This window comes from Tsuneonella sp. CC-YZS046 (genome assembly GCF_035581365.1).
Classification (GTDB): Bacteria; Pseudomonadota; Alphaproteobacteria; order Sphingomonadales; family Sphingomonadaceae; genus JAWKXU01.
Genome location: NZ_CP141590.1, coordinates 289935 through 308598, shown reverse-complemented (window position 1 = coordinate 308598; position 18664 = coordinate 289935). Strand labels below are relative to the sequence as shown.

General features: G+C 64.9%; 15 protein-coding genes. 6 read left to right on the top strand and 9 right to left on the bottom strand.

Going from position 1 to position 18664, the window contains the following annotated elements; genetic code table 11:
• Positions 1 to 4 precede the first annotated feature (4 nt).
• The gene (locus U8326_RS01520; protein ID WP_324741920.1) at positions 5 to 1117 is read right to left on the bottom strand and encodes an ABC transporter permease; all 1113 of its coding nucleotides are present in this window, start codon (positions 1115 to 1117) and stop codon (positions 5 to 7) included.
• Positions 1118 to 1223: 106 nt separating this feature from the next.
• On the opposite strand from U8326_RS01520, the gene U8326_RS01515 reads away from it, so the two are divergent.
• Both U8326_RS01515 and U8326_RS01510 read left to right on the top strand, forming a co-directional pair.
• Positions 1224 to 3983 (top strand): valine--tRNA ligase, encoded by a 2760-nt coding sequence (locus tag U8326_RS01515; RefSeq protein WP_324741919.1) that lies wholly within the window; start codon positions 1224 to 1226, stop codon positions 3981 to 3983.
• A 222-nt stretch (positions 3984 to 4205) separates the two neighbouring features.
• Positions 4206 to 4940 carry a 7-carboxy-7-deazaguanine synthase QueE gene (locus U8326_RS01510; protein WP_324741917.1) on the top strand — a complete coding sequence of 245 codons (735 nt, stop codon included), beginning with the start codon at positions 4206 to 4208 and terminating at the stop codon, positions 4938 to 4940.
• 336 nt (positions 4941 to 5276) lie between these two features.
• On the opposite strand, the gene U8326_RS01505 is transcribed toward U8326_RS01510, so the two are convergent.
• The 6 genes from U8326_RS01505 to U8326_RS01480 form a co-directional block, all read right to left on the bottom strand.
• On the bottom strand, positions 5277 to 6977 hold the full coding sequence (locus tag U8326_RS01505; protein ID WP_324741916.1) for an ATP-binding protein: 1701 nt from the start codon (positions 6975 to 6977) through the stop codon (positions 5277 to 5279).
• A gap of 87 nt (positions 6978 to 7064) precedes the next feature.
• Positions 7065 to 7817 (bottom strand): TIGR02186 family protein, encoded by a 753-nt coding sequence (locus U8326_RS01500; RefSeq protein WP_324741915.1) that lies wholly within the window; start codon positions 7815 to 7817, stop codon positions 7065 to 7067.
• Positions 7814 to 8728, bottom strand: a complete 915-nt coding sequence (locus U8326_RS01495; RefSeq protein WP_324741914.1) for a sulfite exporter TauE/SafE family protein — start codon at positions 8726 to 8728, stop codon at positions 7814 to 7816. The genes U8326_RS01500 and U8326_RS01495 overlap by 4 nt, the downstream gene beginning before the upstream one ends.
• Before the next feature lie 58 nt (positions 8729 to 8786).
• Positions 8787 to 9983: a hypothetical protein gene (locus U8326_RS01490; RefSeq protein WP_324741913.1), complete on the bottom strand. Its 1197-nt coding sequence runs from the start codon at positions 9981 to 9983 to the stop codon at positions 8787 to 8789.
• Entirely contained in the window at positions 9980 to 11380 is a 1401-nt protein-coding gene (locus U8326_RS01485; RefSeq protein WP_324741912.1) for a glycosyl transferase family protein, read from the bottom strand. Before U8326_RS01485 ends, U8326_RS01490 begins: the two co-directional genes overlap by 4 nt.
• A gap of 134 nt (positions 11381 to 11514) precedes the next feature.
• Positions 11515 to 11955, bottom strand: a complete 441-nt coding sequence (locus U8326_RS01480) for a VOC family protein (RefSeq protein ID WP_324741911.1) — start codon at positions 11953 to 11955, stop codon at positions 11515 to 11517.
• A 104-nt stretch (positions 11956 to 12059) separates the two neighbouring features.
• On the opposite strand from U8326_RS01480, the gene U8326_RS01475 reads away from it, so the two are divergent.
• The gene (locus U8326_RS01475; RefSeq protein ID WP_324741910.1) at positions 12060 to 12815 is read left to right on the top strand and encodes an SIMPL domain-containing protein; all 756 of its coding nucleotides are present in this window, start codon (positions 12060 to 12062) and stop codon (positions 12813 to 12815) included.
• A 72-nt stretch (positions 12816 to 12887) separates the two neighbouring features.
• Here U8326_RS01475 and U8326_RS01470 read toward each other — a convergent pair whose 3' ends face one another.
• On the bottom strand, positions 12888 to 13649 hold the full coding sequence (locus U8326_RS01470; protein ID WP_324741909.1) for a TorF family putative porin: 762 nt from the start codon (positions 13647 to 13649) through the stop codon (positions 12888 to 12890).
• Between the two features lie 262 nt (positions 13650 to 13911).
• On the opposite strand from U8326_RS01470, the gene U8326_RS01465 reads away from it, so the two are divergent.
• Together U8326_RS01465 and U8326_RS01460 are read left to right on the top strand one after the other, a co-directional pair.
• Positions 13912 to 14679, top strand: coding sequence for a metallophosphoesterase family protein (locus U8326_RS01465; protein WP_324741908.1), 768 nt, complete (start codon positions 13912 to 13914; stop codon positions 14677 to 14679).
• Positions 14680 to 14712: 33 nt separating this feature from the next.
• Positions 14713 to 16023, top strand: coding sequence for a UDP-glucose/GDP-mannose dehydrogenase family protein (locus tag U8326_RS01460; RefSeq protein WP_324741907.1), 1311 nt, complete (start codon positions 14713 to 14715; stop codon positions 16021 to 16023).
• A gap of 218 nt (positions 16024 to 16241) precedes the next feature.
• Here the strand turns inward: U8326_RS01460 and U8326_RS01455 are convergent, their stop codons facing one another.
• Positions 16242 to 16694, bottom strand: coding sequence for a hypothetical protein (locus tag U8326_RS01455; protein ID WP_324741906.1), 453 nt, complete (start codon positions 16692 to 16694; stop codon positions 16242 to 16244).
• 398 nt (positions 16695 to 17092) lie between these two features.
• Between U8326_RS01455 and U8326_RS01450 the strand changes: the two genes are divergently transcribed.
• Positions 17093 to 17962, top strand: a complete 870-nt coding sequence (locus U8326_RS01450; RefSeq protein ID WP_324741905.1) for an OmpA family protein — start codon at positions 17093 to 17095, stop codon at positions 17960 to 17962.
• Positions 17963 to 18664: the final 702 nt, after the last annotated feature.

The following is an 18664-nucleotide window of genomic DNA, read 5'->3' as shown; positions in this document are numbered from 1 at the left end:
CGCCTCAGTCCCAGCCCAGCTCGGTAAAGAACACCGCGAAGAAGGCATCGAGCACGATCACCATGAAGATCGCCTGCACCACCGCCATGGTGGTGCGCAGGCCCACTTCCTCCGCATTGGCGGTGACCTGCATCCCCTGATAGCACCCCGCCAGCGCCACGATCAGGCCGAATACCGGCGCCTTCACCAGCCCGACCCATACGTCGTGCATCGGCACCACTTCCTGGATCCGGGTGAGGAAGGTGAAGAAGGGAATATCCAGCGCCACATCCGCGAGGAACGCGCCGCCGATGATCGCGATGACCGCGGAGAAGAAGCCCAGCAGCGGCATCATCAGCACGGCCGCGAGAACGCGCGGAACCACCAGCGCCTCGATCGGCGAGACGCCGATAGTGCGCATCGCGTCCACTTCCTCGGTCAGCTTCATGGTGCCGATCTGCGCGGCGAAGGCGGAGCCGGACCGGCCCGCGACCATGATCGAGGTCATCAGCACCCCAAGCTCGCGCAGGGTAAGGCGGCCGGTCAGGTTGATCGTGTAGATCTCCGCGCCGAACTGGCGAAGCTGCACCGCGCCCTGCTGCGCGATCACGATGCCGATCAGGAAGCTCATCAACCCGATGATGCCGAGCGAATTGACGCCCACCAGCTCCATCTGGCGCACCAGCGAGCGCATCGGAAAGCGCGACGGATGGCGAATCAAGCCCCCGAAAGCGATGAGGATCGCGCCCAGGAAGCCGACCAGGCGAACGACGCCCCGGCCCCAGTCGACCACCGTTTCGCCAACCGTTTCGGGCACCCGCCGCCACAACACCTCGCGCGGCGGCGCAATCGGCGCGCTGCTGGCGTTGGACCGCACTTCCTCGATCAGCCGGCTGGCCTCGTCGCTTGCCCCCGCGATTTCCGCGCCATGATCGCGCGCCACCCGCCAGGCCAGCCAGGCGCCGACAGTGTCGATCAGCGTGGTTTGCGAGATGTCGACGACGGCGAGGGATTCGCTCATCGCGCGCAGCCGCTGGTCCAGCGGCCCCACCGACGAGACTACGAGCGGGCCGTGCAGGACCAGCCGGGCGCCGCCCGCTTCCCCTTCTTCTATCGAAAAATCGGCCCACTCACGCATCCCGGGCAGCTATGAGGGGAAAATGAGGCAACGGCAAGGCGTTGCTCCCCACCGATGATCGGAGCGCTTGCGCGGCATTGCCCGCGCTGGCAAAGGCCGGGACCATATGAGCACAGAGCTAGACAAGACTTTCGATCCTTCCGCAATCGAGGCGAAGTGGTACGCCCATTGGGAAGATAACGGCCTGTTCCGCCCGGAACGCGGCGATGCCGTTCCGTTCACCATCGTCAATCCGCCCCCGAATGTCACAGGCTCTCTCCACATCGGCCACGCCTTGGACAACACTCTGCAGGACATTTTGATCCGGCATGAGCGGCTCAAGGGCAAGGACGCGCTGTGGGTGGTGGGCACCGACCATGCCGGAATCGCGACCCAGATGGTGGTCGAGCGCCAGCTGGAAGCAGCGCAGGACAAGCGCACCAACTACACCCGCGAGCAGTTCGTCGAGAAGGTGTGGGAATGGAAGCGCGAATCCGGCGGCACCATCACGCGCCAGCTGCGCCGCCTGGGCTGCTCGATGGACTGGAGCCGTGAGCAGTTCACCATGGACCCGCATTTCACCCGCGCGGTGGTCAAGGTCTTCGTCGATCTCTACAATCAGGGGCTGATCTATCGCGACAAGCGGCTGGTCAACTGGGACCCCAAGCTCAAGACCGCGATTTCCGACCTCGAGGTGGAAACGCAGGAGATCAAGGGCGGCTTCTGGCACTTCCGCTATCCGCTGGCGGACGGCGTCAGGCTGGATAGTGGCGCGGATCATATCGTGGTCGCCACCACCCGCCCGGAAACCATGCTGGCCGATATGGCGGTGGCGGTGAATGCCGACGATCCGCGCTACAAAAGCGTGATCGGCAAGGAAATCCTGCAGCCGATCACCGGCCGCCGGTTCAAGGTGATGGCGGACGAACACGCCGACCCCGAACTGGGCAGCGGCGCGGTGAAGATCACGCCGGGGCACGATTTCAACGACTTCGAGGTCGGCAAGCGCGCCGGGATCAGGCCGGCCGACATGCTCAACATGTTCGATGCCGAAGCGAAGGTGGTGCAGACGGCCGACGGGCTGGTGCCCGAGAAATACCTCGGCCTCGACCGCTTCGTCGTGCGCGAGATGATCGTCGCCGACATGAAGGCCGCCGGCTTCCTCGTCCCGCATGTAACCAAGGGCAAGAATGGCGAGCCGGTCGAACTTGATGCCGAACCGCGCACGATCCAGACGCCGTTCGGCGATCGCGGCGGCGTGGTGATCGAACCCTGGCTGACCGACCAGTGGTATGTCGATGCCGAGAAGCTGGCCGTCGCACCCATGGAAGCGGTTCGCTCCGGCGCGATCGAAATAGTGCCGAAGAGCTGGGAAAAGACCTTCTTCAACTGGATGGAAAACATCCAGCCCTGGTGCGTGTCACGGCAATTGTGGTGGGGGCACCGGATTCCGGCGTGGTATGCCGATGACGGCAGCGTCTTCGTCGCGGAAACCGAGGAAGAGGCGCGGGCCCTGGCCCTTTCCCGTCATTCCCGCGAAGGCGGGAATCCCGCTGCAACGCCGCAACTGGGTCCCCGTTTGCACGGGGATGACGAACCCGTTCTTACCCGCGACCCCGACGTCCTCGACACCTGGTTCTCCTCCGCGCTGTGGCCCTTCGCCACGCTGGGCTGGCCAGAGAACACCGACCTGCTCCAGAAGCACTATCCCAACGATGTGCTGGTCTCCGGCTTCGACATCCTGTTCTTCTGGGATGCGCGCATGGCGATGCAGGGGATGCATTTCATGGGCGAGGTGCCGTGGAAGCGGCTGTATCTGCACGGGCTGGTCCGCGCGGCGGACGGGCAGAAGATGTCCAAGTCCAAGGGCAATGTGGTCGATCCGCTGGGGCTGATCGACAAATATGGCGCGGATGCGCTGCGCTTCTTCATGGCGGCGATGGAAAGCCAGGGCCGCGACGTGAAGATGGACGAGAAGCGGGTCGAGGGATACCGCAACTTCGCCACCAAGCTGTGGAACGCTGCCCGCTTCTGCCAGGCCAACGGCATCGGCGCGAGCGCCTCGCTCGCCGCGCCCGCAGCCACTCTCGCGGTCAACAAGTGGATCGTCGGCGAAGTGGTGGAAACCCTGGCCGAACTGGACAAGGCAATGGCCGACCTGCGCTTCGATGCGGCCGCCAACGCGATCTATCACTTCGTCTGGGACACATTCTGCGACTGGTATATCGAGCTTATCAAGGGATCGTTCGATGAGGAAACCAGGGCCGTCGCGGGCTGGGTGCTCGATCAGATCCTGGTCATGCTGCATCCCTTCATGCCCTTCGTCACCGAGGAGCTGTGGAGCAAGATGGGCGCGCGGGCGGATTATCCGCTGATTACCGCCAGATGGCCGGAACCCGCCGCAACGGTGGATGCCGCCGCCAAGGCGGAAGTGGAATGGCTGATCGGGCTGATCGGCAATCTGCGCGCCGCGAAGAACGAACTCGGCATTGCCCCCGGCGCGAAGCTGGAAGCCTATCTGGAAACGCCAAGCGCCAATGCGCAGGGTGTAATCGCCCGCAATGGCGCGGCGATCGACCGGCTCGCGCGCCTGTCCGCCATCCATTTCGCCGCCGCCCCCGCAGGCGCGGCGATGCAGATCGGCGTGGGCGAGGACACCTTCGCCGTCCCGCTGGAGGGCGTGATCGACATCGAGGCGGAAAAGGCCCGCCTCGAAAGGGCGCTAGCCGCTTCGCAGAAGGAAGCGAAGTCGCTGGAAGGTCGCCTGTCCAACCCCGCCTTCGTCGAGAAGGCCAAGCCCGAGGCGGTGGAGAAGGCCCGCGCCGATCATGCCCATCATGCGGCGGAGGCGGAACGGCTGGCGGCGGCGCTGGCGCGGCTGGGATAAGATTTCCGCAATTCGCTGGGCCCGAACGGACTGGTGGAAAGCACCTGCACCACGCCCGGCGGGCTTGAAGAGGAATGGCTTTCCTACACTTGCCCGAAGTGACAAAAGCGATGGCATGACCGCTCGCCAACCCTCGATTATCCGCGCTTCCTGCCGTTCGCGGGCGAGTTTGAGATTTTCTCTCTGGACAGTGTCAACTGTGTCAACCCCCGGTCGGTTTTCATGCCGCTGACCCTCGCCACCACCGCACCCGGCGAGCCGGAAATCTTCGCCTCGTTGCAGGGCGAAGGCCCATCGGCCGGGCTGCCCTGCACCTTCATCCGCCTGTCGCGCTGCAATCTCGCCTGCCTGTGGTGCGACACCGCCTACACCTGGCATTTCACCGGCGACAACCGCCCGCATCGCGACGGCATCACCCATGATCGCGCCACCAACCAGGTCACATTATCTGAAGACGATACGGCCGCGCGGATCGCCGCGCTCGGCCAGCCCCGGCTGGTAATCACCGGCGGGGAACCGCTGCTGCAGGCCCCTGCCCTTGCCCGCCTGCTGGCCCGCCTGCCCGGCATCCGGGTGGAAGTCGAAACCAACGGCACGGTGGAGCCGCCCGCCGCGCTCGACCCGCTGATCCAGCAATACAACGTCAGCCCCAAGCTGGCCCACAGCGGCAATCCGGCGGAGCTTGCCCTGCCGCCCGAGCGGCTGCGGGATTGGGCCGCGAACCAGCGTGCGTGGTTCAAATTCGTGATCGCGCTGCCCTCGGACGTGGACGAAGTGCTTGCGCTGCAAGGCGAATATAAAATTGCCGCAGAACGCATCTTCCTGATGCCCGAAGGCACGGACAGCGCGACCCTGCGCGAGCGCGAGAAATGGCTGGCGGAGCTGTGCCTGCGGCACGGTTTCCGGATGAGCGACCGGCTGCATATCCACCTGTATGGAGATACGCGGGGAACGTAGTTTGTTTTGGCCTCAAACGCCGGCGGCTGCATCCACAGCCTTGGCTTGCGCGCCATACGGCGCGGCGGCCGGTCGGCCTTGCGGAACCTGCGGTTCCGGTTGGTTTTGCCTCAAGCGCCGGCGGCTGCATCCGCAGCCTTGGCTTGCGCGCCATGCGGCGCGGCGGCCGGTCGGCCTTGCGGAACCTTTGGTTGTGGTTCGTTTCGCCTCAGGCGCCGGCGGCTGCATCCGCAGCCTTGGCTTGCGCGCCATGCGGCGCGGCGGCCGGTCGGCCTTGCGGAACCTTTCGGTTCCGGTTGGTTTGGCCTCAATCACCGGGGCGGGCTATTCTCGCGCTTACTTCCCCTGCGCGCGCCAGCGGCGGACGATGCGATCCACCGCCTCTTCCTCACCACCCGTCGTCCGCCACAGATCCGCGAAGGACGGGTCTTCCGAGGCAGGGCGGCGGACTTCCTCCAGATTGTCGAAGGACACACGGATCGGGATCGACACACCTTCGCCGCAGACGATGCATTCGCGATTGCGCAGCGCCGGAATGGAATCGAGGAAGCCGCGCGCGCCTTCCGGCATGGCCGCCTTCACGAAGCTCTGGTCGCGGTCGTTGTTGAGGCGCATCGAAATGATCGTGCCGCACTGGGAAAGCACGCCTTCGGCAAGGTCCGACGGGCGCTGCGTGATGAGACCCAGCGAGATCCCGTATTTGCGGCCTTCCTTGGCGATGCGCGACAGGATGCGGCCGACCGAGGAACCGTCCGCGTTCTTCTCGTTCGGCACATAGCGGTGCGCCTCTTCGCACACCAGCAGCACCGGGCGCAGCTTCTCGTCGCGGCCCCAGATCGCGAAGTCGAACACCAGGCGGCTGAGCACGGCCACCACGGTCGAGGTGATGTCCGAAGGCACCCCGGACACGTCGATTATGGAAATCGGCCTGCCGTTGCCCGGCATGCGGAAGATCTTCGAGATGAACTCCGCCATCGTGTCTCCCACCAGCATGCCGGAGAACATGAACTGGTAGCGGGGATCGGCCCTCAATTCGTCGATCTTGGTCTTGATCCGCATATAGGGTGCGCTGGACGTCGCCTTGTCCAGCTTCCCCATCTCGTTCTGGATGATGTTGGTCAGGTCCGAAAGGAGATAGGGAATCGGCGAATCCACCGTCAGCTTGCCCAGCCCTTCGGCGAGCCGGTTCTTCATGCGCGCCTGGAGCAGGCACTTGGCGAGAATATCCGCATCCTCCTGCCGCGCATTGCCGCTGCTGGTCAGGAAGACTTCGCAATGTTCCTCGAAGTTCATCAGCCAATAGGGCATCTGCAGGTTGGAAACGTCCAGGATCATCCCGTTGCTGCGGAAGGCCGAAGCATATTCGCCATGCGGGTCGATCATCACGATATGCCCCTCCGGCGCCGCCTCGCAGATGCGGTGCAGGATCAGGGCGGCGCTGGTGGACTTGCCCGTGCCGGTCGAGCCGAGCAGCGCGAAATGCTTGCCCAGCAAGGCGTCAATATACAGCCCGGCGCGGATGTCGGACGTGGGATAGACCGTGCCGATCTGGATGGCCGAGCGGCCGTCGCTGGCGTAGATCTGGCGCAGATCCGCATTGGTGGCCGGATAGACCAGCGCGCCCGGAATGGGATAGCGGGTCACGCCGCGGCGGAAGCTGTGGATGCGCCCGGTGAGCTTTTCCTCCTCGCCTTCCCCCAGGAAGTCGATATTGGCGATGATGCCCTGCTGGTTGCGCCCGTCCTTCTTCTGGGTGCGCACGCTGGCGAGGAGCCAGCCGGAACCGACCCGGATCTTGATCTGGCTGCCGACCTGCCCGGCCAGCGCGATGGAAGGGTCGGCATCTTCGATGCATTCGTTCAGGCGATGCAGGTCGAGCGCGATCTGCGACGACGAGCCGGCAATCTCCAGCACTACGCCGATCGGCAATTTCGCATTGTCGCCGACGCCAGCCTGGGCCGCGACATGCGGCGCGACGTCGCCCGGGATCGCAGCCGGCGCGGAAGTCCGGAAATTCAGGTTGCTCATATCGCTCATGCCGTGCGTTGTCCCGCCCCAGGATCGGTAAAGCGGCAATTTATCGGCGATGAAGTTAAGAACGCGTCAATTCGGGAATATGCCCCATCAAATCAGCGCGAAGAGCCTTCCGGCGATCCATCCCATCGCCACGGAAATCACCACCGCGATCAGCCCATACAGGAGCGAGTGTTCTTCCGCGAAATTGGCGACCATCCTGTCGAAACCGAATTTGCGCACCTCGACGGTCGCGGTTGCCGAGGCGATCACGCGCCCCTTGGTGATGGCGAAAGTCTCGGCCTGATAAGTGCCGGTCTGCACGCTGGAAGGCAGGCTGATGCGCGCCTGGTAAAGCACCTGCTCGCTCACGCGGACGCCCTTGCCGTCCTGCTTGTAGAGGCCCTGCCGCCGCATCAGGTCGACCAGCCCGGCAGCGAAGCGGGCCTGCTCGTCCGGCCGGATCGTGCCGGAGGGGGAAAGCTGCAGCCAGTCAAGGCCCAGTTCGTAGATCGCGGCGGTGCGCTCATCCACGATCTGCGAGATGGGCCGGGACGAGGAAACCGCGAAAAAGGACGGCGCCGAACGGAAAGCGGTGCTGTGGGCATTGACCCAGACCCCGGCGATCTTCTCCTTCTCCCGCAGCAGGATCGGCTGGGTCGGCCCCTTCAGCACCACCACGATATCGTAATCCTGCCCGGCCCGCGTGCCCTGCGGATCGAGGATCGCTCCGAACAGCAGAAGCTCCGTCCCGGTGAAGCCCTGCTGGACATGGACTTCATGCTGTGAAACCTCCGGCACCAGGATCGGGTCGCGCGCGCCGCCCAGCAGCAGCAAGGCAAGCAGGGCGCAGAATATCCTCACAACGGCACCACGGAATAGATTTCCGGCGGGCGGTAGCCCAGCCCGAAGGCCATGCGCAGCGCCACCGCCAGCACGATGATGGCCAGCAGCAGGCGAAGCCGTTCGGGTGGCGCGCGTTGCGCGATCTTCGCGCCGAGCTGCGCCCCGGACACCGAGCCGAGCAGCAGCATCACCGCCAGCACGATATCCACCGCCTTGGTCGTCAGCGAATGCATCATGGTGGTGACGATGGTCACGAACAGGATCTGGAACAGCGATGTCCCGACCACGACATTGGCGCTCATGCCCAGGATATACAACATGGCGGGCACCAGCACGAAACCGCCGCCGATGCCCATCAGCATGGTCAGCACGCCCACCACCGCCCCGATCGTCAGCGGGGCCAGGGGCGAGATGTAGAGGCCGGAGCGGTAGAACCGCCAGCGCATCGGCAGGCTGGCGACAAGCGGATGATGGCGGCGCTTGCGGGGGGGCCGCGCCGCGCCGCCGCGCCGCGCCATCAGCGCCTGCAGGCTTTCCTGCCCCATCAATCCGCCGATCGTGCCCAGCATCAGCACATAGAGGATATTGATGACCGTATCGATCTGGCCGATCGATTGCAGGAAGCGGAAAAGCAAGGCCCCGATGCCGGTTCCGAATATGCCGCCGGCCACCATCACCAGCCCCATGCGATAATCCACCCCGCCGCGCTGGGCATGGGCAAGAACGCCGGAAACGCTGGCCCCCGTCACCTGGCTGGCGGCGGACGCGGCCGCCACGGTGGGCGGAACGCCGTAGAAGATCAGCAAGGGCGTGGTCAGGAACCCGCCGCCCACCCCGAACACCCCGGAGAGGATGCCGGTCAGCGCGCCGAGCGCAACGATCACCAGCCCGTTAACCGAAAGATTGGCGATGGGGAGGTAAACGTCCATGGCCAGTGGGTTAAGGCGGTATGGCGATTACCGCAACGGCGGATGACGGGAAGCCGTGTCAGAATCCGGCGGACATCGTCACCGCCGGCCCCGATTTCGGCGCGGCCTCGCCCATGACCCGAAACCGCCAGTCCATCGAAACGCGCGAGGGCACGCCCATCAGGTCGACCGATGCGCTGGCGCTTGGCCCGACATCGAGCCGCCGGGCGCCCTTCTGCGCGCCGCCCCATACGCCGCCGCCCAGCCTCAATTCCGTGCCGCCGGGCGAGGCCACGCCGCGATCTATCCGCAACAGTCCATCGATGAAGGGCGTCCTGAACGACCCGCCCACATAGCCGCCCTGGAGATAGGCATCGCCGCGCAAGCCGAAGGGCAGCTTGAGCGGCGGCAATTCGGTATAGGCCAGTGCCGCCGGGCGGATGCTGGTCCGGCCAAGGCTGTTGAACACCCGGCCTTCGGCGGCCAGCGTGACAGGCAGGGAGACAAGCGGACGGATACCGAAGCCAAGCGCCGCCTCGCTCTGCCTGATGCCGCCCATCGCCTGGCTGGCCCGCAGATAGGCGATCGGCGAATGCGCATTTTGCGGCGCCAGATGATAGCGCAGCACGGCGCCCGCCTGGCTTCCGCCGTAGACCGGCCGCCCCGCCGCGAGCGACTGCGCATTCTCCCGCCGCAGCAGCATCCATGCGTCCGCCGACCAGCGGTCCGAACCCTTCCGCGCCGCGCCTGGCGACAGGGGGATGGGCGGCAAGGGCACGGGCGCTGGCGCTTCCGGTATCGATTGCCCGCCATGGGCCGCCATTGCGGGCAAGGCGCCCGTTCGCCCGAGCGCTTCGACCAGGGCTCGATCCTCGCCGTGAAGCAGCCCAGCCGTTCCCCCTGCCTTCGGTTCCATGCCTTGCAGCGCGGCCCGAAGAACCTCGGCCGATATGATTACCCTGATCGGCGGCAGGGGGCCTGCCTGCCCGGCTGCGGGCCCTGCAACCGGGCCGGGCCACTGCCATTGCGGCGGTGGCATGTTCCAATGCGCATGAGGGGACGGGACGGAGATCGGGGCATAGGCGCGGGCCAGTTCCGCTTCCTCGGCCTCTTCTCCGGCTTCGGCTTGTCCCTCGGCCTGGATGAGCATGGCGCGCAGATCCTGCCCTTCGCGCCATTGCGGCGGGTGCCATGTCACCATCCGGATCGCGATCCATCCCCCGAGGACAAGAAGCAGGACGGCAAGCGGCTGGCCGCGCAGTCTGTCGCTGATCATCGTGATACGGCGCCCTTGAGGATGGCGGGATGGGATCGATGCTCCGTCTTGTCCCAAACGGGTGCATGGCCGTTGAGCGACCGCAAATAGGCCGCCAGGGCGCGCCTCCCCGCGATGATCGTGATGACATTGGCGAAGGGAATGCGCAGGATCGCGGCGAACCCCTCCACCACCCCATATTCCTGCGTGGTGAAGGCGAAGCGCCAGGCCGCGCGCCACAGAAAGCTCGCGACATTGACCAGCAGGATGACCTGCAGCATCGCGCCGGGCTTCGGCATGTCGACCCAGCCCAGCAGGCTGGTCAGCCAGAGAAAGGTGATGATGAGGAAGAACAGATAGCCCGAGGCGAGCACAAGCCCCGCCAGCGGCCCGCGCCTGTCTCGCAAGCGCATCCATCGTTCGACCAGCGAACCCTCCCAACCCAGCCTGTCCCAGCCCTGGAAGGCGATCCCGTGAATCCAGCGGGTTTTCTGGCGAACCGCTTCATTCAGCGTTCCGGGGAAAAAAGCGCGGGTGGCGACCAGTTGCCCATCCTGCCCGCGTATCCGCAGGAACCGCGATTTTCCGCCCAGCGCGCCGATCTTCAAGCCGAGTTCGTAATCCTCCGTCAGCGATTCCCCGGCAAAGGGTGCCTCGGGGCGCCCGGTCCGCAGCGCTATCCTTTCCAGCGCGTCGCGGGAAAAGGCGCAGCCCACCCCGGCGGCGGGCAAGCCGGCCCCCAAGGCTTCGCGCACGACCATCGCCTTGCCATGGGATTCAGCGAACTCGTCACAATAATGCCCCGCGATCCAGCGCGAATCCGGCTGGACCTGAGGCAGCACCGGCAATTGGACGAACTCCGCCTGCGCAAGTGCGCGGTCGAGCAGGGGCAGCGCGGCGGGATCGACCATATCCTCCGCATCGTGCAGAAGCACGATCCGCGCCCGCACGCCGCTGCGCCGCTCATCCTCGCACAGCGCCGCGTATATCCGGTTGAGGCAGTCCGCCTTGCTGCTGGGGCCGTCGCGCCCATGAACGACCAGCCGCACCCGTGGATTGCCGCCCGCCGCCGCGATGGCCGCGCTCACGGTCGCGGGATCGTTGCGGTAGCATCCGACATAGATCCGCAGATCGTCCTGCGGCCAGGCTTCCAGCGCATGGGAGACAGTGGCGCCGATCACCTCGGCTTCCCGCCAGGCCGGGATCATCACCGCCGCCCGTCCGGAGAGCGGACGGCCGCGCAATGCCGCGCGATCGACGGTTTCCATTTCGGCCTTGCCGGTCAGCTTGAGCCAAAGCCAGACCAGATCGACCGCGATATCGTCCATCGAGCCGATCAGGAAGAAAAGACCGGCGAAGAGCAGCAGCTCATAGCCGGCCAGCGCCACCCATTCGAGTGGTGTGAACCCCAGCAACACCGACGAACGCCCCCGCTCCCAGCCTCAGGACGTCGCGCCTATCGGAGCGCTCAACCACTTGCAATGGAGGAACATTTCCAAAATGGATAGGTTTTGCCCTGCCAGCCCCTGTCTCCGGCAAGCGAAGCCGGGCCTCACCAGTTTCCGGCATTCTCCATGCTGGCCCAGGGTTCCTCCGGCGCAAGCCGCTCTCCACGCTGGAGCAATTCCACCGAAATGCCGTCGGGCGACTTGACGAAGGCCATGTAGCCGTCGCGCGGCGGCCGGTTGATCGCCACGCCCGCATCGGCCAGCCGCCGGCAGGTTTCGTAGATGTTCTCGACCTGATAGGCGATATGGCCGAAATTGCGCCCGCCGTCATAGGCTTCCGGTTCGCTGCCATCCTCAGGCGGCCAGTTGTAGGTCAGTTCCAGTTCGGCGATCCCGGCCTGATCCGGCGCCGCGAGGAATATCAGGGTGAACCGGCCCTGCGCCGATTCATGCCGCCGCACCTCCTCAAGGCCGAGCAGCCGGAAAAAGGCCACGGTCTTGTCCGGATCGGCAACCCGGATCATGGTGTGAAGAAATTTGATCAAGGGAAACTTCTCCGTTCGTCTAGGGTCAGGCCCTGGATTAAAACACGGTTCATCGGCGGGGCGCCATGCAAGACTCGCCGCGCTCTTGAGAGGATCAACGCCAGATGCCCGAAACTAACCCTGAAAGCTCGCCCCCGGCCAGCCCCTTCTGGCGCGACCCGGCCAGCCGCCGCTGGCTGGCCAGTTCCGGCATCGTCGCGATCGGCCTGATCCTGGGCGGCTATCTCCTCGGGGACGGCCTCACCCGGGCGCGCCATGCGGACCGGTCCGTCACCGTGCGCGGTCTGGCGGAGCGCGAAGTGACCGCCGACCTCGCCACCTGGACGATCGCCTATTCCGCCACCGCCGGCGATCTCGCCTCTGCGCAGGGCAGCGTCGACCGGGACACCGCCTCGATCAAGGCCTTCTTCGCGGAGCTTGGGTTTCCCGCCAATGCATTGCAGCCTGCCGGCGTCAATGTCTCCCAGTTCACCACCGATGGCGTCCCGCAGTTCACCGTCAGGCAGCGCATGACCTTGCGCAGCACGGACATCAAGCGCGCGCAGGAAGCGGTCCGCAAGCAATTCGACCTGGTGAAGCGCGGCGTCGTTCTGGAGGAAGGGTCGGGCATGGCCTACACCTTCACCAAGCTCAACGACATCAAGCCCGCCATGGTGGCCGAAGCGACCAAGGACGCCCGCGCCGCCGCGGAACAATTCGCCGAGGACAGCGGCACCAGCGTCGGCGGCATCAAGCAGGCGACCCAGGGCTATTTCTCGGTCGAAGCGCGCGACGGCGACAGCGGCGGGGGCTGGGGCGTGTCGGATACGCCCTACAAGAAGGTACGGGTCGTCACCACGATAGACTTCTATCTTCGCTGATCCGCCCTGCCCGCAACGGGAAAGGCCCGCGCCGCTATCCGACGCGGGCCTCGCCTTCTTCGGGATCGGGGCCTAGAAGCTGTAGGACAGCGTGCCGACGACCGCATTGTCGGTGTAGTCGTCCACATTCGGACCCTGGCTGCCGATATAGCTCACGCCCAGCGAAAGGCCGCCGAGAATGGTGGCCGAAGCGCCGATCGACCAGTCGATCGCCGTCTTGTCGGTGCCGCCCAGCAGATATTCCGGAGCAAGCGGGCCGTCCGTATAGCCGATGTGGCCCGACAGGGTGATCGGCGTGGACGGAATCCCCACTTCGAGATCGGCGAAGAGATAGAGGTTGTCCTCGTCGCCCAGCGAATCCTGGTCCCAGGCATAGGCGACGCCGAGCGTGGCGCCGACCGGGCCGACCGTGGTGGAAAGCTTCACATAAGGCTCGAAGATATCGGACGGGCCAACGCCGTCATCCTTGGTCGGATAGGCGTAGTAGAGCAGGCCGACATCGAGATTCAGACCGGAAGTGACTTCCCCGCTCCAGCCGCCATAGATGTCGAGTTCCATGGAACCATAAAGCGGCGAGTCTTCCAGAGAGGAAGCCCAGGTGCCCACGTAGAAGCCGCTCGAATGAGCGAGATCGATGCCGCCCTGGACGGCGGCCTTACCATCGGAGAGCGACACGCCGCGGAAGCGGTAATCGGTTACGATGGCGACATTGCCCGAAACGGTAAGATCGGATTCGCTTTCTTCCTGCGCCAGGGCAGGAGTGGCGGCGAAAGCAACGAACGCAGCGCTCGCGACAGCAGTTGTAGCCAGAAGGCTACGGACGGACTTAAGCATGGCAATTTCCCTAGTTATTGAAAACCTAGCCTAGTCCCACCTGCGTGTCCGCCGGGTCCTCGTTGAATGGGCTACCGTGCGGATACGAAACGGAAGGTGCAGAATTGTGCTGCATTGCACAAGAGATATTTGTTACTGGTTGTTTCCGAAGCGGCACATGTGTGGATTTTATGCATCACTCTTGCCCACTCCCATTATCGCCACGACATGATATGCGAATGCCAACACCCGCCTAGCAACCTCGGAAAACCGTGAATTCTCCGTGCTCGCTCGATTGAAGAACCTGTTCCATCGCAACGAAGCGGCCCCCGGCGCAGCCGTGCCGGAAGGCGCGCGCGTCTATGCGATCGGGGATATCCACGGCCATTTCGACATGCTGCGCCGCCTCGCCGAATCCATCGAGGCCGACGACGGCGCCGCGCCACCCGCGCAAACCACGGTCATTCTGCTGGGCGATCTGGTGGACCGCGGGCCGCACAGCGCGCGGGTGATCGATTTCGCGCGCGAATGGCAGCGCAGCCGCGATGTCAGGATATTGTGCGGCAATCATGAGGAGATGTTCCTGCGCAGCTTCGAGAACGAGGATGTCCTGCGGCATTTCCTGATGCACGGCGGAAGGGAAACCATCCTCAGCTACGGGCTGGCCGAAGATCGCTACCGGCGCGCCTCGCTGGCCGAACTGACGGAATGGATGCGCGCCCATGTTCCGCCCGCCGATCTCGATTTCATCCGCTCCTTCGAGGATATGATCGCCATCGGCGATTATCTGTTCGTCCACGCCGGCATCGCGCCGGAAATCGCGCTGGAGGAGCAGACGGCCAGCGATCTGCGATGGATTCGCGAACCGTTCCTGTCCTATCCGGGAGATCACGGGCATGTGGTGGTGCATGGGCATACGATAACCCGCAACGCGGAGGATCGGGGCAACCGCATCGGAATCGATACGGGGGCCTATTGCTATGGACGCTTGACCGCGCTGGTGCTGGAAGGCACTCGGCGGCGATATCTTGAAACCCGGGCCGATCCGTAAGCACGCGGCGGTCAGGATGAGGGGAACAGCGGAATGAAGATCGCCATGGTCGGCGCGGGTTATGTCGGGCTGGTATCGGGCGCCTGCCTTGCCGATTTCGGGCATGAGGTGGTCTGCATAGACAAGGACCCGGCCAGGATCAGCCGGCTGCAGAACGGCATCATGCCGATCTACGAACCGGGCCTGGCCGAGCTGGTGTCCGGCAATATGCGGGCCGGGCGGCTGGCCTTCTCCACCGACCTGGCCGAATCCATCAAGGGCGCGCAGGCGATCTTCATCGCGGTGGGCACCCCTTCCCGCCGGGGCGACGGCCATGCGGACCTTTCGTTCGTCTATGCGGTGGCGAAGGAAATCGGCGCGAACCTGCGCGATCCGGCGGTGATCGTCACCAAGTCCACGGTGCCGGTCGGCACCGGCGACGAGGTGGAGCGCATCCTGCGCGATTCGGGCACGAAGGCGCAGTTCGCGGTGGTGTCCAATCCGGAATTTCTGCGGGAAGGCGCGGCGATCGGCGATTTCAAGCGGCCCGACCGGATCGTGATCGGGGCGGAGGACGAGTTCGGCCGCCAGATCATGAAAGAAGTCTACCGCCCGCTCTTTCTCAACAAGGCGCCGATCCTGTTCACCAGCCGCCGCAGCGCGGAGCTTATCAAATATGCCGCCAACGCCTTCCTCGCCACCAAGATCACCTTCATCAACGAGATGGCGGATCTGTGCGAGAAGGTCGGCGGCAATGTGCAGGACGTGGCGCGCGGCATCGGGCTGGACAACCGGATCGGCCCCAAATTCCTTCATGCCGGGCCGGGCTACGGCGGCAGTTGCTTCCCCAAGGACACGCTGGCCCTGCTCAAGACGGCGGAGGATTACGACAGCCCGGTGCGGATCGTGGAGGCGGTGGTCAAGGTCAACGACAGCCGCAAGCGGGCGATGGGCCGCAAGGTGATCGAAGCGCTCGGCGGGCCGGACGCCACGCGCGGCAAGCGCGTCGCGCTGCTGGGGCTGACCTTCAAGCCCAACACCGATGACATGCGCGACGCCCCTTCCCTCGTCATCGCGCAGGCCCTGATCGACGCGGGGGTGGAAGTGATGGCCTACGACCCCGAAGGGATGGAACTGGCCCAGCCGCTGATGCCCGGGGTGACGATGTGCGCCAGCCCCTATGCAGCCGCGGACGGCGCGGACGCGATCGCGCTGGTGACGGAATGGGACGCCTTCCGCGCGCTCGACCTCGAGCGGATCAAGGCGGTGGTGAAGGCCCCGGTGATGGTGGACCTGCGCAATGTCTACGACCCCGCCGAGATGCGCGCGGCCGGCTTCGCCTATATGAGCATCGGCCGGGCCTGAACCGCGCGCGCCATTGGTCATTTCCGTTCGTTTCCCTTTGTCATTCTGTTCTTTCGTCATTCCCGCCCTTCGACTGGCTCAGGATAAACTGCCCTTCGGGCAAGCGGGAATCCAGAGCGGCGCAAAACTGGCTCCCCGTTTGCACGGGGATGACGAAGAAGGCTCTCCGTCAGGTTGACGCAGAACGCCGGAAATGTGCATTTGCATTTCGGCTGGCCTCATGCCCACAAGCCCCATTGCCGCAGCGCCCGGTCGTAGGATGCGAGCAGGCCGAGCAGCGCGGAAGTGCTGGGCTTGCGCCATGCTGCCAGGAAACGGCCCCGCCGCATCCGCACCACGAACCCGCCTTGCATGGCGAGCACCCAGCGCTCATCCAGTGTGACCTTTCGCCGGGGCGCTTCGTCACCGCTGCGGATCGTCATGATCGCATCCCAGGCATGGGCGAAGCTGCCTGCGCCTTCCCGGCGGCGCAGGCGATAGGCAGTCTCCCGCGCCATGCCGAGTTTCGCCGCAGCCTTGGCAACGCAGCCGGTCTGGGCCAGCCAGCCGAGGAAGCGGGCCTGCCGCTCGGGCGTCCAGCCGTCGCGCCGGGCGCGGACGGGAACCGGGGTGAAGCAGGGAACCCGCCGGTAGGCGGGCCAGCGGGCGGTGCGGGATGCTCTGCGCGTCATCCGGCAGGATAAGCCAGATTTCAGCCATGTAGGAAAGGTGGAAGAAGAACAGCCCACCCCCCGCCCCCGATACCTGCCCCCCGCAAAGGCGGGGAGGCAAGCGGGCAGCCCCCCCCAATGCATGAACGTTCGTTTGCGCAGCGTTCCCCGCATCGGTTCGTCGCAGGATGCGCTCGAATTACCGGCTCAACCACCACCTTGCCGAATGCGTTCATCTGCCCGCAAGGTTGGCATGAACACGCAGGAAGTCCACGGTGTTCAGGTGCGGCTGCCAGCCGCGCATATAATGAAGCTGGATGGAGGGGGTTCTGGCAGCCGGATACGCCATCAGGGGGCGGCGGTCGGACGAGAAGCTGCGATCCCGCAGGCCCGCTGGTCGAGTTTGAAGGAGTAGCGCAATGAGTGTCATTTCCAAAAGCCCAAGAGTTCTCTTGTCGCTTGCCATGCTTACCGGGGCGGCATCGGCCGGCCTGGCCCAGGACCCGTATGAAACGGGAATCTCCGGGACCGTAACCGACACATCGCCTCAAGCGTCCGAGATGACCGAGGGACCCGAGATCGAAGGCTTCATCTCCGCGCGCAGCGGCAACCGGATACAGGTCACGACCGCCGACGGCGGCAATACGGTCATCGCCGTCAACGATTCCACCCGGATCAAGTCCAGCGGCGGATTCCTGGGCCTCGACAGCAACAAGCTGGCCGCGGACTCTCTGCTCAACGGCCTGCCGGTCACCGTCAAGACCCTGCAATCGGGCAGTGGCCTGGTGGCCAGCCAGATCAATCTGAAGAACAGGGACCTCAAGACCGCGTCGATGATCCGCAGCGGCACCGCTCAGGGCTTTGCCGAGCAGACCGCGGCGACGGAAGCGCTGCGCGGCCGCATGCGCGACATCGATCAGTATAATGTCAAAAGCACGACGAACGTGAACTTCGACGTGGGCAAGGCGGTGCTGTCGACCCAGGCGAAAGACGATCTCTGCGCCACGGCAGCCGCCGCCGAGCAGATGGACAACGCCCTGCTGCTGGTCGTGGGCTACACCGATTCCACGGGCAGCGATGAATTCAACCAGGTGCTCAGCGAAAGGCGGGCCGGCCGCGTGGTCAACCATCTCCAGCAGGTCTGCGGCTGGAAGCCCTATCGCATGCTGACCCCCACCGGCATGTCCAAGGCGGACCCGATGGCGGACAACAGCACTGCCGCGGGCAAGGCGCAGAACCGCCGCGTTGCGGTGAATGTCCTGGTCAGCAAGGGCCTCGACGGCCTGTAAGGCGCGCGGGGTGGGCTTTGCCCCACCCCCCGGCTCCCGGCCCGGAAACGCCGGTTCCACCTGGCCCCGTACGGCCATTTCCGGCTTCATCGTCATCCCGCCCGTATCGTCTCCCCGTGCAAACGGGGATTCAGTGCAACTCGCCCCTGGATTCCCGCTTTCGCGGGGGGGTATAGTGATGGCTGCTGGAAATATTGCGCCTGACTACAGCTCAAGATCGTTCGGATCAAAGTCTCGGTAAAAGCTCGATGATCCAATGCGTGAGCTACCACGATACATTGGCGGTCCGCTAAGGTATATGAACCGATAGCCACCTGCCAAAACCATCAAGGGTAACGTGCTCGCCGCGTCATAGGGTAGAGTTCCGAGATAATCGGATTGCTTGCCCCGCAGAGTCAGCGTGCCAACTCCGTTCGGATAGCCCCCCATTCTAGGCATAGCTTGAGTTTTGGCGATCACCTCACGCGAGCCGATGAAAGTGAATTCCACTTCTCGCCCCTCAAATTTCCTCGGTCGCAAACACTTGGCGGTTAGCCCAATGTGCAAGTGCTCACCATACCCCCCCGCTTTCGCGGGAATGACGACGAGGGTGTGGCTTGGATGGTGGGCGGCGTTCTGCTCACAACCAGCCCAGCTTGCCCGAAGGGCAGTCTATCCTGAGCGGCCAGGATGATGAAGGAGCGCGGGGACGAAGAAGGCGCA